Source organism: Limnospira sp. (assembly GCF_051859755.1).
GTDB lineage: Bacteria > Cyanobacteriota > Cyanobacteriia > Cyanobacteriales > Microcoleaceae > Limnospira > Limnospira fusiformis.
The window spans coordinates 1-15116 of record NZ_JBIMLI010000052.1 but is presented as its reverse complement, the minus strand read 5'-3'; the positions used below and the strand labels follow the sequence as shown (position 1 = coordinate 15116).

Genomic DNA, 15116 nt, shown 5'->3' with positions numbered 1-15116 from the left:
CTGCAAAGGTGTAGTTAGAGAATCAGAGTCAGAGGAGATAATCCGCCTGATTCTGATTCTTGAGTGCAAAAAAGGCGCTTCAATTGTGGATTTTACTATTAATAACTGAAAATGACATTAACTGTGCGTGTTATAGCCCCTGACCAAACGGTTTGGGATGATACGGCTCAAGAGGTGATTCTCCCAAGCACTACCGGTCAGCTTGGTATTCTTAGTGATCACGCTCCCCTACTAACGGCTTTAGATCCGGGAGTTATGAGAGTGAGAGCTAAAAATGAATGGGTGACTATTGCCCTCATGGAAGGGTTTGCCGAAGTTCAAAATAATGAAATAACTGTTCTGGTCAATGGTGCCGAGAAAGGTGCAAATATTGATGTGGGGACAGCCCGCGAAGCCTATAATCAAGCTCAAGCAGCCGTAGAAGCTGCTAACGCTGGTGGGAATGTGCAGGAGCAAATGAAAGCGAAGCAAGGGTTAAAGCGTGCCAGAGCCCGTCTACAGGCGGCGGGTGACAAGGCAATGGAATAACCAGTTTCTGGTGAAATCAACCACCAAGATCAAAGAGACAAGGCGTGCTTATAGACAGGGCGTGCCTTGTCTGTACATTTTTTATCAAAATGTTTAGTGATGGTTTTTCAGACTGCCAATTAGCGTGAACTAACCAACGACACACAACAGTATGATCGCTAATTTCCCATGGACGGGAAATACAACCTGGGAGTTAGGGTTTGCCACCACATCAAATGCGATCGCTACCTCTACAGTATTCAATAGATATCGCCAACAGCGAGGAAAGGTTAGTTGGCAAGGAGTCTAACCGTCCCTAGAGGTTCGGTAAATACCCCTTCATCAAAATGACTAACCACCCACAGTATAGAGATAAGAATCGATCCTGAAGATCTTATTCAAATAAGAACCCCCGGACTAAATTAAAGTTTCCAGGTTTGACCTGTGGTCAGATACTTGGGCAAATCAATAGCGCCTGAGTAAAGCCGATTTTGTAGTTATGATAGGAGCCAAGACACCAATATGGGAAAAGTAGTTGGAATTGACTTAGGAACCACAAACTCTTGTGTAGCGGTAATGGAAGGTGGTAAACCCACTGTAATAGCCAATGCAGAGGGTCTTCGCACCACCCCGTCAGTAGTTGCTTATGCTAAAAATGGCGATCAGCTAGTGGGACAAATCGCCAAGCGCCAAGCGGTCATGAACCCGGACAACACATTCTATTCAGTAAAACGGTTCATTGGTCGTAAGCAGGAAGAAGTTAGTAATGAGTCTACAGAAGTTTCTTACAAGGTTCTCAGAGACAGTAGCGGCAACGTTAAGCTAGACTGTCCCGCACGAGATAGACAATTTGCGCCAGAGGAAATTTCCGCCCAGGTACTACGCAAACTGGTGGAAGATGCTAGTACCTATCTAGGGGAAACGGTAACGGAAGCTGTAATCACTGTTCCGGCTTACTTTAATGACTCTCAACGCCAAGCGACTAAGGATGCTGGTAAAATTGCTGGTGTTGAAGTTAAGCGGATTATCAACGAGCCTACCGCTGCTTCCCTAGCCTATGGGATGGATAAAAAAAGCAATGAGACTATTTTAGTCTTTGACCTTGGGGGTGGTACTTTTGATGTTTCCATCCTAGAAGTGGGTGATGGGGTATTTGAAGTATTGGCTACCTCTGGTGATACTCACCTCGGTGGTGATGACTTTGACAAAAAAATAGTGGACTACCTCGCTGGGGAGTTCATGAAAGCAGAAGGTGTTGATCTGCGTAAGGATAAACAGGCGCTACAACGTCTAACAGAAGCGTCGGAAAAAGCGAAGCAGGAACTATCTAGCGTTACCCAAGCTGAAATTAACTTGCCGTTTATTACGGCGACTAGCGATGGTCCTAAACATTTGGATATGACCCTCACCCGCGCTAAGTTTGAGGAAATCTGCTCTGATTTAATTGACCGCTGTCGCATTCCTGTGGAAAATGCGATCCGGGATGCGAAACTGGATAAGTCTGCTATTAATGAAGTGGTAATGGTAGGAGGTTCTACCCGTATTCCAGCGGTTAAGGAGTTGGTTAAACGGGTTCTGGGTAAGGAACCTAACCAAACGGTGAACCCTGATGAAGTGGTGGCTGTGGGTGCTGCGATTCAAGCGGGTGTTCTGGCTGGTGAGGTTAAGGATATTCTGCTGCTAGATGTTACTCCTCTGTCTCTGGGTGTGGAAACCCTGGGCGGTGTGATGACTAAGATTATTCCCCGTAATACCACTATTCCTACTAAGAAGTCTGAGGTGTTCTCAACAGCAGTTGATGGTCAGACTAATGTGGAAATTCACGTTCTCCAGGGTGAACGGGAAATGTCCAATGATAACAAGAGTTTGGGAACTTTCCGCCTCGATGGGATTCCTCCGGCTCCCCGTGGTGTTCCTCAAATTGAGGTAACTTTTGATATTGATGCCAATGGTATCTTGAATGTTACTGCTAAGGATAAGGGTACTGGTAAGGAACAATCTATCAGCATTACTGGTGCTTCGACTTTACCGGATACGGAAGTTGAACGCATGGTTAAGGAAGCTGAAAAGAATGCAGCCACCGACCGTGAACGCCGTGAACGTATTGACCGTAAGAACCAGGCTGATACTTTGGCTTATCAGGCTGAAAAGCAAATTTCGGAACTGGGTGATAAGGTTCCCGCTGATGATAAGTCTAAGATTGAGGCTATGATTAAGGACCTGCGGGATGCGATCGCTCAGGAAAATGATGATCAGATTAAAACCTTGACTACAGATCTGCAACAGGCGCTATATACTCTCAGCAGTAATCTATATCAGCAAGCTGGTGGCGCTGCGCCGGGTGCTGAGGGGCCTGGACCGGGTGCTGGTCCTACTGATGGTGATGGAGGCGGTTCTGATGATGTAATTGATGCGGACTTCACCGAAGCTAAATAAGTTAGTAAAGGTTGAGTATTGCAGATAATTTGACTCGGATTCTATGATAGAGGGTATTATATTAATATCCCTCTATTTTTTTGGGAATTTGTCGAGGAGGTTCTTTGAAAAAAGCGATCGCACTACGAGAACTCAGACAATTTAGTGATTTTTTAGATCGAGCTATTCGCATTCCCGGAACTTCCCAAGGTATTGGTTTAGATCCTCTCATCGGATTAATTCCTGGTGGTGGTGATTTATGGGGAGCGGTATTAGCTGCATATATTGTGTTTAGGTCTTTGCAATTAGGTGTACCTAAGAAATTATTGCTGATTATGACATACAATATTGTCATAGATACGGTGTTAGGAAGTGTGCCAATATTTGGTGATTTATTTGATGTATTTTGGCAAGCCAATGTTAAAAATGTCGATATATTAGAGTCATATTTAAGTGATTGTGAAGGGGAAGATATAAACAATATTAAAAACTATTCAGCCGGGAATTTTTCGGGTAAAGGTTGCCTGATATTTACGGCGGTGTTATTCGTCACATCAATCATAGTTTTGGCATTAATAATTATTGTGTCTTTCAGCGGTTAAATAATGTGGAATTGCCTATATATATGGGCAGAGATTGGGGGTTAATCCTAATTAAATATCAAAAGGCGATCGCTTGAATCATACTTAACAAAAATTTAACATATAGTAACTGCCAGGATAATTAGGGAGTTGGCTGTTCCCTGTGGTAAGTAAAGACCAGGCACAGCTTACCCCTACTTTTCAGTGTTAAACTTCCTGTAGTATGTATTACCTGTTACCCGATTCAGGTATTATCCAATCAATCACCTGTTTCCCGGACTCCCGGGATTAATTTGAGATTATGGCAAAATCTAAAAAAACCGACAACTCCACATCTGTCAAAATTGACATGAAGGACCCTCAATACTTTTTTAACCGAGAACTGAGTTGGCTAGAATTTAACCGCCGGGTACTAGCGGAAGCATTAGATCCTCGCACGCCACTATTAGAGCGTCTAAAATTCATGGCAATATTTAGTTCCAATTTAGACGAATTTTTTATGGTGAGGGTAGCCGGGTTAAAACGCCAAATGGAAGCCCATGTTAATAAACGTACCCCTGACGGTCGCACTCCCAGACAGCAGCTTACAGAAATTCACGAGAAGTTGCTACCCATGGTATCTGAGCAACATAATGTTTTTGATAAAATTATCAAACCTGAACTAGGACAACATAATATTCACCTCCTGAACTACATTGACTTAAATCAGGAACAGCGGAACTATTTACACGAGTATTTCGAGTCACAAATTTTCCCAGTTCTCACTCCGTTAGCCATTGATAGAAGCCATCCTTTTCCCTACTTATCTAACCTCAGTCTTAATCTAGTGGTGGTGCTAAAAAATCCCGAAACTAACGAAGATCTATTGGCTCGAATTAAAGTCCCGAAACTATTACCTAGATTTATTGCTATTCCCGACCAATTCCAGAAACGGGAAGAGAGCGAAAGTTGTTTTTGGGCGGGAGTTCCAATTGAACAGCTAATTGCTCATAATTTGGAATCTCTATTTCCCGGAATGAATATCCTCGATTACTATCCCTTCCGAATTACCCGGGATGCGGATTTATCGGTTCAGGAGGATGAGGGAGATGATTTATTACTAGCGATTGAACAGGAGTTAAGAAAGCGACGTTTAGGCGGTTCGGTGGTGAGATTAGAAGTAAATACCGCCATGCCTGAGTATATCCGAGATATGTTAATGGAGGAACTAGAAATAGATCCAGAGGATATTTATAGCTTAGATGGACTGCTAGACCTGAAGGATTTGATGTCATTTATAGGCCTTCCTATACCGGAGTTAAAAGATCCTGATTGGACTCCGGCTCTACCCAAATGGTTAGCTGATAGTGATGAAACTACCTGTTCGAGTAATGGGGAACTGGAAAAGGATATTTTTGCAATTATTCGACAGGGTGATGTATTGGTGCATCATCCCTATCAATCTTTTTCAGCGACGGTACAGCAGTTTATTACCCAGGCGGCGGATGATCCGAATGTGTTGGCGATTAAGATGACTTTGTACCGAACTTCTGGGGATTCGCCAATTATTAATGCTCTCATTGCGGCGGCGGAGAATGGTAAACAGGTGGCGGCTTTAGTGGAGTTAAAGGCGCGATTTGATGAGGAAAATAATATTCATTGGGCGCGGAAGTTAGAACAGCGGGGAGTTCATGTGGTTTATGGGGTGGTGGGGTTAAAAACCCATACCAAAATTGTGATGGTTGTGCGCCATGAAGAAGGTCATATCCGCCGTTATGTTCATATTGGTACGGGGAACTATAACCCGAAAACGGCGAAACTTTATACAGATTTGGGGTTGTTTAGTTGTCGGGAAGAGTTGGGAGAGGATTTAACGGATTTGTTTAATTTCTTGACGGGGTATTCTCGCCAACAGTCCTATCGAAAATTGCTGGTTGCGCCTGTGAATATGCGCGATCGCTTTTTGGGTTTAATTCGCCGGGAAATTGACAACTGTAACGCCGGGAAGACGGGGCGAATTGTGGCGAAGATGAATTCTTTAGTAGACCCGGAAATAATTGCTACTCTTTATGAGGCTTCCATGGCGGGAGTAACGATTGATTTAATTGTGCGAGGGATTTGTTGTTTACGTCCGGGGGTGAAAGGAATTAGTGAAAATATCAATGTAATTAGTATTGTGGGGCGATTTCTGGAACACTCTCGGATTTTCTATTTCCACAATCATGGTGAGGAGGAGGTTTATATTGGTTCAGCAGATTGGATGCCGAGAAATTTAAACCGACGAGTAGAGGCGATCGCACCAGTAGAAGATCCGAAAATTGTCAAAGATTTACAGGAAATCCTAGGGATTATGCTATCAGATAATCGTCATGCTTGGGATTTACAGTCTGACGGGATTTATATTCAGCGTCAACCGGCTGATAAGGCTCCTGAACTAAGCGCCCAAACAATTTTTATGGAAACAGCGGAAACGGGGAAATAAAGTCCCATCAAAGTGCGAAAAACCCCACCGTTTATAGGTGGGGTAAATTTTCCTAACTGTTAGGAAATCAACCTCTAATTCCCCCTGTTATAAAGGGAGAATTAAGGAGACTGAATTAGTCTAGGTCAGGCATAGCGAGAACTGGCTCAGTCTCGCGATCAATTCCTTTTTCAAAGCCAGCCACAGCAGCGCGGGCGCGACCTGCGTGCCACAAGTGACCAACCAGGAAGAAGAAAGCGAGAATAAAGTGAGAAGCAGCCAGCCAAGCACGGGGGTTAACGTAGTTGAACCCTTGAGCTTCAGTAATGATACCGCCTACGGAGTTGATAGAACCGTTAGGAGCATGGGTCATGTACTCAGCAGCGCGACGTACTTGCCAAGGCTGAATGTCATTTTTGAGCTTGTTCAGGTCAAGGCCGTTAGGTCCACGCAGAGGCTCAAGCCAGGGGCCTTTGAAGTCCCAGAAACGCATAGTTTCACCACCGAAGATGATTTCACCAGTGGGGGAGCGCATCAGGTATTTACCCAGACCAGTGGGGCCTTGGGCGGAACCGATGTTAGCACCGAGTTTTTGGTCACGAACTAGGAACACAAAGGACTGAGCTTGGGATGCTTCAGCGTTAGTGGGGCCATAGAATTCGCTGGGATAAGCGGTGTTGTTAAACCAGACGAAAGCAGAGGCAATGAAAGCCATCAGAGACAAAGCACCGAGGCTGTAGGATAGATAGGCTTCTCCAGACCAGATGAAGGCACGACGAGCCCAACCAAAGGGCTTAGTCAAGATGTGCCAAACACCACCAGCGATGCAGATCAGACCGATCCAGATATGACCGCCGATGATATCTTCCATGTTGTCCACACCAATTATCCAACCTTCACCACCGAAGGGGGCTTTAAGTAGGTAGCCAAAGATAACCAACGGGTTTAGGGTAGGATTGTTGATGATGCGAACGTCACCACCACCAGGAGCCCAAGTATCGTAGACACCGCCAAAGAACATGGCTTTGAATACGAGTAGAAGCGCACCGCAGCCCAACAGAATCAGGTGATAACCGATGATGTTGGTCATTTGGTTTTTATCTTTCCAGTCGTATCCGAAGAAGGAGGAATATTCTTCCAGGACTTCAGGACCACGAACAGCGTGATAAATGCCACCTAAGCCGAGAACTGCAGAGGAGATCAAGTGTAGTACGCCGACGACAAAGTAGGGGAAAGTGTTAATCACTTCACCACCAGGCCCGACACCCCAACCTTGGGTAGCCAAGTGAGGCAACAGAATCAGACCTTGCTCATACATGGGCTTTTCGGGAACGAAGTGGGACACTTCAAACAGGGCCATTGCCCCAGCCCAGAATACAATGAGTCCAGCATGGGCTACATGAGCGCCCAGCAGTTTTCCAGAAAGATTGATTAAACGAGCGTTACCAGACCACCAGGCGAACCCTGTGGATTCTTGGTCGCGACCGCCTAAGTAAGAATTGCTAGAGAGCGTTACCACGCGGTAATACCTCCTCAGGGAATACAAAGTTTTGATGAGGTTGATCGGCTGGAGCCATCCAAGCGCGAATACCCTCGTTGAGCAGAATGTTCTTAGTATAGAAGGTTTCAAACTCCGGATCTTCTGCGGCGCGTAATTCTTGTGACACGAAGTCATAAGCACGCAGGTTTACAGCTAGACCCACTACACCGATGGAACACATCCACAGACCTGTTACGGGAACGAACAGCATGAAGAAGTGTAACCAACGTTTGTTTGAAAAAGCAATACCGAAAATTTGAGACCAAAAGCGGTTGGCTGTCACCATGGAATAGGTTTCTTCCGCTTGGGTCGGTTCAAAGGCTCGGAAGGTGTTAGATCCTTCTCCGTCTTCAAACAGGGTGTTTTCTACTGTAGCACCATGAATAGCACATAGTAGCGCACCGCCGAGGATTCCCGCAACTCCCATCATGTGGAAGGGGTTTAGAGTCCAGTTGTGGAATCCTTGGAAAAATAGGATAAACCGGAAGATACCTGCTACACCAAAGCTGGGAGCAAAGAACCACCCCGACTGACCCAAGGGGTACATTAAGAATACGCTCACGAACACGGCAATAGGGCCGGTGAAAGCGATCGCATTATAAGGACGAATGCCAACCAACCGGGCGATTTCCAACTGACGCAGGCAGAACCCAATCAGTGCGAAAGCTCCATGCAGGGCTACAAAAGCCCATAAACCCCCTAATTGGCACCAGCGGGTAAAGTCCCACTGAGCTTCGGGACCCCACAGGAACAGTAGGGAGTGCCCCAAACTGTTAGCGGGGGTGCTGACGGCAGCGGTCAGAAAGTTGCAACCTTCTAGGTAGGAACTGGCGAGTCCGTGGGTGTACCAAGAGGTAACAAAGGTGGTTCCTGTCAACCATCCCCCGATAGATAGATAGGCGCAGGGGAAAAGCAGGATACCCGACCATCCCACAAATACGAACCGATCGCGCTTCAGCCAGTCATCGAGGACATCAAACCATCCTCTAGTGACTTGAGGGCGCTCGACTGCTATAGTCATTTGAGAACGTTCCTCGGGATTTTCTAAAGATCATGCTTTGTTAAGCAAGTTAACATAAATATATATTACAGTTCACATTTTTGGCAAAGATTTCTGAGATTTTTATGAACACACAGACAGAAAAGGCCGCTATGGGCGATCGCATTCTTGAAAAGCAAATCTTAGGTTCGCGTCGCTTCAGTAACTACTTTTGGGCGACCACAATCACTATTGGCGGGGTAGGTTTTCTGCTGGCTGGGCTTTCCAGCTATTTGGGCCAGAACCTGTTACCCTTTGCTGACCCTTCCCAACTAATTTTTCTTCCCCAGGGGCTGGTCATGGGACTTTATGGCACTGCTGCCATATTATTAGCGACATACCTATGGCTAGTCGTTATCTGGGATCTTGGTGGCGGTTACAATAGATTTGACCAGGAAACTGGGGAAATCGAGATTTTTCGTTGGGGGTTTCCTGGCAAGAACCGCCGGGTTGAGTTCAACTGCAATCGTTCCCAAGTCCAATCTATTCGGGTAGATCTCAAAGAAGGACTTAGCCCCCGTCGCGCCTTGTATCTAAAATTAAAGGACAGGCGGGAAATTCCTTTAACCAGGGTGGGCCAGCCTATGGCTTTATCTGAGCTAGAAAATGATGGGGCCCAACTGGCTAAGTTTCTACAGGTTCCCTTGGAGGGACTTTAACATCAGGTACATGAAAAATAGACTACTAAACATGATTAGAGGGTGGCTGTGGCTTTTGTCTCTGGTGTTCCTAGTTCTGGTAACGGGCTGTGGTAGCCCATCAGTTGGGGACTCCATGGGGGTCCAAAATACCACGCCACCCGGCGGCAGTCAAAGGGCTGCTTCCATTTCTGCAACTAATAATTCAAGCATAATGAGCAATTTACCAAGACTCGAAGGAAAGGCAACTATTGTCATGACGGTTAACGGATCGCCGATTACCATTGAGGTAGACGGCATAGCAGCCCCAATTACGGCGGGAAATTTTGTAGATCTAGTTAATCGTGGGGTTTATGATGGGGTGTCTTTTCATCGTGTCGTGCGCGACCCACAACCTTTTGTGGTTCAGGGTGGCGACCCCCAAAGTAAGGATGAAACTGTTCCGACTTCTCGGTTAGGTACGGGGGGATTTATTGACCCGGAGACTTCCCAACAGCGCTATATCCCCTTGGAAATTAAACCGAGGAATGCGGATGAACCGATTTATGGCAAAACCTTTGATCAGGCTAAGATTAATGTGGCTCCCCTATTAAGCCATACCCGGGGGGCGGTAGCTATGGCTCGTTCCGCATTACCTGATTCTGCTTCCTCTCAGTTCTATTTTGCTCTGTCGGATTTGCCTTTCCTAGATGGCAATTATGCGGTTTTTGGCTATGTTGTCGATGGTATGGCGGTTGTAGACCAAATTGAACAGGGCGATCGCATTGAGTCGGCTAAGATTATTACGGGGTTAGAGAACCTCCAAAATTAGCAGATTGTTACGATTTGCAACAAGAAACTCAGTTTCTGGGTTGGTAAGTGGCTGTGGATGTTGTGGTTACCGGAATAGGTTTGCGTTCGGCTAGTGGTGATCTTAACCAGACTTGGGAAGCTATCATTAAGGGTCAGACGGCGATCGCCTTGTCTCAACCTTTCCGGGAACTTCCCCCGTCGCCTCTAGCAATGTGGGGAAGCCAACCCACCCACCTACAGCCACTAATTCAGCCGACGGTAGCTGAGACTTTAGCAGATGCCAGGTTAGAATTTCCCTTAACTGATTGTGGGGTAGTAGTGGGGTCTTCTCGTGGCTACCAAGCCGATTTAGAAGGACTGGCTAGGGACACTACAGACAGTTGTCTGGGATTATTCCCTGGTTTTCTGCATGGTCAACTAGCTGCTACGATCGCCGCTATAATTGGCTCTGAAGGTCCGGTATTGAGTCCTATGGCTGCTTGTGCGACCGGACTGTGGGCGATCGCTCAAGGATTTGAGTTACTTAAAACCCAACAATGTCAGCGCGTGATCGTTGGGGCACTCGAGGCTCCCATTACTCCCCTAAGTTTAATCGGATTTGCCAAAATGGGTGCTTTAGCCTCCCGGTCTGCTTACCCATTTTCTCGGCGGCGAGATGGTTTAGCCTTGGGAGAAGGCGCGGCGCTTTTGGTATTGGAGTCAGCAGAACTTGCCCATCGCCGCCATGGTAAGATTTATGGGAGTATTTTAGGCTTTGGTGTCACGGTGGATGCCTGCTATCATAATAAGCCTGATGGTGAGGGAAAAAGTGCGATCGCTGCTATTCAAAGAAGCCTTAATGACAGCCATCTTCATCCTACTGATATTGACTATATTCACGCCCACGGAACTGCTACCATTTTAAATGATAAACACGAAGCCTTTATTATTAATCAACTATTCCCCCATGGTGTAGCGGTGAGTTCCACCAAAGGCGCAACAGGTCACACTTTAGGCGCTTCTGGTGCTTTGGGGGTCGCCTTTTGTTTAAAGGCATTAGAACAGCAACTTTTACCGCCTTGTGTAGGGTTACAGGATTTAGAATTTCCCCTAGATGTAGTCACCACTCCCCGGTCAACGGTGGTCAATAATGTGCTGTGTTTAGGGTTTGGATTTGGGGGGCAAAATGTGGCGATCGCTTTAGGAAATCATCCTCCGAAAAAATAGACTTAATTATTGAAATTCACCACATGGATATCCAACCTAGGTAGATAAAAAAGTAGAGACAAAGTATGCCTTGCCTCTACTGTTAGTAGGTACACTTATTAAATTAAGTCACAGGCTTTCCAGTCCAACTAGGTATTTACTTGATGAATTTGAGCCTTATTTAGTTTAGCAAACCAATGGCAAAATTTCCATCAATACTAGACAGCACCAGACACTAGACAAACCTGAAGATATTATCATTTTGCAAACTGATATCAGTCAACCCTTGCAAGACTCCCACCAGTTCCCTGGGAGTTTCCGAGTTAGGCGGATTAACTTGGTAAATCGCCGTAGCATTAGCAAATCCCTGGGGTAAATCACCAATCTCGTAATTAGCTGGAGTTCCTGGCAGAATAATTAAGTCTTGATTCATCTGAAAATCAGCTACCACACTGTAGCCATCCCCAGGAACCAGGATAAAGGTATCATTACCCTCTCCTCCCCGCAGAGTATCAATCCCTCGCATTCCTCCGTACAAGACATCATTACCCTTATCGCCCCAGAGTTCATTATTACCAGCACCACCGATTAAGGTATCATTGCCCTGACCTCCGAAGAGGGTATCATTACCACCCTGTCCAAATAGGATATCATCATCCTTATTTCCAAACAGCACATCATTACCATTGCCACCCACAAGCGTATCATTACCCTGACCTCCAAACAGGGTATTATTACCAGCAGTTCCCTGAAGGAAGTCATTACCCTGAAAACCTAGCAAAGTTTCATCCGAAGCACTACCTAGAATAAAATCAGGATCATCCGTACCAAATAACTGATTTGGGAACTCTAAGGAAGCCTGAGTAATAAAGCCCAAATTCGCATCAGGAATGCCAGGTATAGGAGGTCTGACCGAATTGATATCAATGGGAGGTATAGTAGGCTGTTCGACTTCCGGCTGTTCGACTTCCGGCTGTTCGACTTCCGGCGGTTGAACTTGCGGCGGTTGAACTGGAGGTGGTGGAGGAGGAGCAACATCCAAATCCAGGTTAAGCACCGATACATCAGGCACATTGAGACCATCAAAGAGCGGATCGGAACTGACTGTAGGAGCTAAAATTATTTGATAGGGTTGATCTCCGTCAACACGGCCATCATCAGGAACCCCTGTCACAGTTACAGTTTGGGCTTGATTCCAATTAGCGGGAGTAAATACCAACTGATTAGGACTAACAACCCCTTCCTGTGGATTGGAACTACTAACCCCAATGGATACATTAGCAGTCGGTGGGCTATCCAGTACCACTGTAAATCTGTCGGTTTGTCCGTCTTCAGCAGTGACCAAGTTTGCTGTAGGTTCAACTGTCACTCCAGGAGTTGGGTTAACTGTAACCGTCACATTAGCCGTAGCTGTATCAGTTCCATCACTAACTGTGTAGACAAAACCAGCATTTCCGGTAAAATCAGCTTGCGGCGTAAAGATGACATTATCACCATCTAATCTTACTGTAGCATTTTCGGGATTGCTAACACCTGTAACAGTAAGAACATCCCCATCTGGGTCAGTATCATTAGCCAGTAAATCAGCAACCGCAATGGTCAACGCCTGATTTAAGAAACCACGAAATTCATCATCTTGAGGTTCTGGGGGATTGTTAGGCGGCACCGTATCCACCTCTTGAACAAAGGGTGCAGGAGCCACCAACAAGTTCCCTGCTGCGTCGGTAGCAGCTTCTGGGGCTACCTCCACAGTCAAATTCCCCTCAAAGTTGGGGCTAGGAGTTACCAACAGCGTATATTCACTAGAGCTAACTGTGGTTAACTCACCACGAGTGCCATTGGTGACAGTAATGTCATCAACAGTAAAGTCTGTGACCGCTTCCGAGAAAGTGAAGGTAAATACAACATCCCCCGTAGCAATATCCGCATCGCTAGTTATGTTGACCGTTAGTAATTCCGGGTCTGGGTCGTCGTCGGGTACAACTGGGGGATTATTGACCTGTACAGGGTCAACCGGAATCTCATTGTAATTTGGGTCATCACTGGTAGGATTTAGGGAGATTTGGAGTTGTCCTTCATCTCCTGCCTCTCTGGTGATGGTAACTGATTGCGGGATATCCCAGTTCTCAGCAGTAAAGTCTAATGAACCGGGATTAACAGTTACCAATGGTTCAGAAATGACAACCTCAAATTGTACTGGGGCTATAGGTTCACTGGTGAGAGATACCTCAAACTCAGCTGTTTCTCCCACTTGAGCGATAGTGAAGTCAGTAGGATTAATGGAAACTCCTGCTGTATCATTATCAATATTAGTGACCGACACAGTTTGGGCAGGTAACCCGCTAAAAGCTGGGTCTTGACTGATAGCAGGTCCGACAGTAATGGTAAACTCTTGGTCTCCATCATCAATATTGTCGTCTACCCCGGTGATGGTCACAGTTTGTGGGGTTTCCCAGTTTTCGGGATTAAATACCAATTCATTGACGGCAACAGTTCCCTCTGACTCGTCATTGCTGACTATGCTAAGAGTTACATCTGCTGTCGGTTCACTGTCAAGAACTACAGTAAACTCTGTTGTGCCACCTGCTTCAGTAGTTTCCAATCCTTGGAGGGGTTCAATAGTAAAACTACTTGGTGGAACCCTAGGTTCTAGTCTCAGCGATCGCGAGTCAAACTGAAATCCTGGTGCTATGTCGGTTGCGGAGAAGTTAATCGAAGTGCCATCAAAATCATTAACAGTATTAAAGGTTAAGCTGTATAGGGTGGCAGGCTGTGTGCCATCACCTGTCCATTGACCACCAAAATCAACCCATGAACCCTGGAGAGCCTTATTTGTTTCCGGATCACCATCGCGATTATCAGCGTCGTCTATTAGCGATTCTGAAGCACTGGGATCAACAGATAAGCCAGGGAATTGACCAGTTTGTAAAACATCAGCAACCTCGATCAATTGCAACTGGTTATCATTAAACAGGGTAAAAAAGCCAATTCCACTGACTTGTTCATTAAATGCTGAACCTTGTCCAGTGGCATCCTGAGTGTCATATATAATGAAAATGGTGAACTCTTCACCAGGTAATACAGTCAGAGATTCAAGGGGTTCTCCAAGAACTCCTGGTTCAGACCTTTGGTCGCTTGCGTATACAAATTGAATACCCATTTTTGCCTTTTCTCCTAATTATCTCACCTACATCACAATCGGTAGAATTATAGCGGTTAAGGATGCTAAATTCATATCCTTACTCATGGATAAAATATGACATCATCCTCATCTATCTGTACTAAATTTGAGACTCCCGCAGTTAATTGCTCAAGCCATATAACGGGGGATTATTGCCTTTTTCGTGCCTCTGAACTAGACCCCAAGATTACTCTTGAAACCCCCGTAATACTCACTCCACAAGCATTTTCATCTGGGTTTCTTCTCCCAGCTATGTTATGCCCGAACCCTAGTATCTAGGCGGTACTTTTTCCTCAAAAGTTCCACTCCAGTGCGTCAGCCATATCGGAGTTATGGTGGCCTTACCTAAGCTATTCGGTCTGACGTACCTTACGATTTTCGAGTTTCGAGTCAATAACCCTATACTTGTGCTATTTAACTTTCGAGGTACTGAGTTGGTTGGTTTTTTACAGCCCACATTACTGGTAACAGCCCTCGCGATTGTAGCACTAGAAAGACCACAATGGCAAGGTATAAAATTTGACGGGTTCGCCTGTCAAATCAGGAGTGGGAAAGGTGGACATCCTTTGAACACTCAAAGGACTGTAGGCTACTAAGCGTTTCCCAAAAAAGGATTCGCTTCCGGATGGTTTAGTTACTGGTCAAAATTCATCTCGTCGTTGAGCCTATCGGCTTAACGGGAGTCCTCTTTTGACCTTTAATATGGACCAAGGGTAGATGGTTCACGTAAACCTCTTGGGAGCGTGGAAGCCCCGTGTCTTTAGACCGGGGAGGAAACGCGACAGGGGGACTTTAGTC

11 protein-coding genes are annotated in these 15116 nt (G+C 45.8%); 8 read left to right on the top strand and 3 right to left on the bottom strand.

The window, feature by feature from the left end; all coding sequences use genetic code 11:
• Positions 1–111 precede the first annotated feature (111 nt).
• The 5 genes from atpC (at position 112) to ppk1 (ending at position 5964) form a co-directional block, all read left to right on the top strand.
• Positions 112–528 (top strand): ATP synthase F1 subunit epsilon, encoded by a 417-nt coding sequence (gene atpC, locus ACTIE0_RS11250; RefSeq protein WP_006620413.1) that lies wholly within the window; start codon positions 112–114, stop codon positions 526–528.
• Positions 529–679: 151 nt separating this feature from the next.
• A complete protein-coding gene (locus ACTIE0_RS11245; RefSeq protein ID WP_006620414.1) occupies positions 680–817 on the top strand; it encodes a hypothetical protein in 138 nt (45 codons plus the stop codon).
• A gap of 212 nt (positions 818–1029) precedes the next feature.
• The gene (gene dnaK / locus ACTIE0_RS11240; protein WP_006620415.1) at positions 1030–2943 is read left to right on the top strand and encodes a molecular chaperone DnaK; all 1914 of its coding nucleotides are present in this window, start codon (positions 1030–1032) and stop codon (positions 2941–2943) included.
• Between the two features lie 104 nt (positions 2944–3047).
• Positions 3048–3524 (top strand): DUF4112 domain-containing protein, encoded by a 477-nt coding sequence (locus tag ACTIE0_RS11235; RefSeq protein WP_006620416.1) that lies wholly within the window; start codon positions 3048–3050, stop codon positions 3522–3524.
• Between the two features lie 280 nt (positions 3525–3804).
• On the top strand, positions 3805–5964 hold the full coding sequence (gene ppk1 / locus ACTIE0_RS11230; RefSeq protein WP_006620418.1) for a polyphosphate kinase 1: 2160 nt from the start codon (positions 3805–3807) through the stop codon (positions 5962–5964).
• Between the two features lie 115 nt (positions 5965–6079).
• Here ppk1 and psbC read toward each other — a convergent pair whose 3' ends face one another.
• Complete coding sequence (psbC, locus tag ACTIE0_RS11225; RefSeq protein WP_006620419.1) at positions 6080–7462, bottom strand: photosystem II reaction center protein CP43; 1383 nt, start codon at positions 7460–7462, stop codon at positions 6080–6082.
• The gene (psbD, locus tag ACTIE0_RS11220) at positions 7446–8504 is read right to left on the bottom strand and encodes a photosystem II D2 protein (photosystem q(a) protein) (protein WP_006620420.1); all 1059 of its coding nucleotides are present in this window, start codon (positions 8502–8504) and stop codon (positions 7446–7448) included. The genes psbC and psbD overlap by 17 nt, the downstream gene beginning before the upstream one ends.
• 104 nt (positions 8505–8608) lie before the next feature.
• On the opposite strand from psbD, the gene ACTIE0_RS11215 reads away from it, so the two are divergent.
• From ACTIE0_RS11215 to ACTIE0_RS11205, 3 genes are read left to right on the top strand one after another with little or no spacing between them, the layout of a single operon-like run.
• On the top strand, positions 8609–9181 hold the full coding sequence (locus ACTIE0_RS11215; protein WP_008049765.1) for a photosystem I assembly protein Ycf4: 573 nt from the start codon (positions 8609–8611) through the stop codon (positions 9179–9181).
• Between the two features lie 10 nt (positions 9182–9191).
• Positions 9192–9971: a peptidylprolyl isomerase gene (locus tag ACTIE0_RS11210; protein ID WP_039933245.1), complete on the top strand. Its 780-nt coding sequence runs from the start codon at positions 9192–9194 to the stop codon at positions 9969–9971.
• A gap of 47 nt (positions 9972–10018) precedes the next feature.
• Positions 10019–11158 carry a beta-ketoacyl-ACP synthase gene (locus ACTIE0_RS11205; RefSeq protein WP_006669664.1) on the top strand — a complete coding sequence of 380 codons (1140 nt, stop codon included), beginning with the start codon at positions 10019–10021 and terminating at the stop codon, positions 11156–11158.
• 214 nt (positions 11159–11372) lie between these two features.
• Here ACTIE0_RS11205 and ACTIE0_RS11200 read toward each other — a convergent pair whose 3' ends face one another.
• Positions 11373–14297, bottom strand: coding sequence for a cadherin-like domain-containing protein (locus ACTIE0_RS11200; RefSeq protein WP_439516903.1), 2925 nt, complete (start codon positions 14295–14297; stop codon positions 11373–11375).
• Positions 14298–15116: the final 819 nt, after the last annotated feature.

Coding starts and splice junctions, on each gene's coding strand:
- atpC (WP_006620413.1), top strand. CDS start 112: ATGACATTAACTGTGCGTGTTATAGCCCCTGACCAAACGGTTTGGGAT.
- ACTIE0_RS11245 (WP_006620414.1), top strand. CDS start 680: ATGATCGCTAATTTCCCATGGACGGGAAATACAACCTGGGAGTTAGGG.
- dnaK (WP_006620415.1), top strand. CDS start 1,030: ATGGGAAAAGTAGTTGGAATTGACTTAGGAACCACAAACTCTTGTGTA.
- ppk1 (WP_006620418.1), top strand. CDS start 3,805: ATGGCAAAATCTAAAAAAACCGACAACTCCACATCTGTCAAAATTGAC.
- psbD (WP_006620420.1), bottom strand. CDS start 8,504: ATGACTATAGCAGTCGAGCGCCCTCAAGTCACTAGAGGATGGTTTGAT.
- ACTIE0_RS11215 (WP_008049765.1), top strand. CDS start 8,609: ATGAACACACAGACAGAAAAGGCCGCTATGGGCGATCGCATTCTTGAA.
- ACTIE0_RS11210 (WP_039933245.1), top strand. CDS start 9,192: ATGAAAAATAGACTACTAAACATGATTAGAGGGTGGCTGTGGCTTTTG.
- ACTIE0_RS11200 (WP_439516903.1), bottom strand. CDS start 14,297: ATGGGTATTCAATTTGTATACGCAAGCGACCAAAGGTCTGAACCAGGA.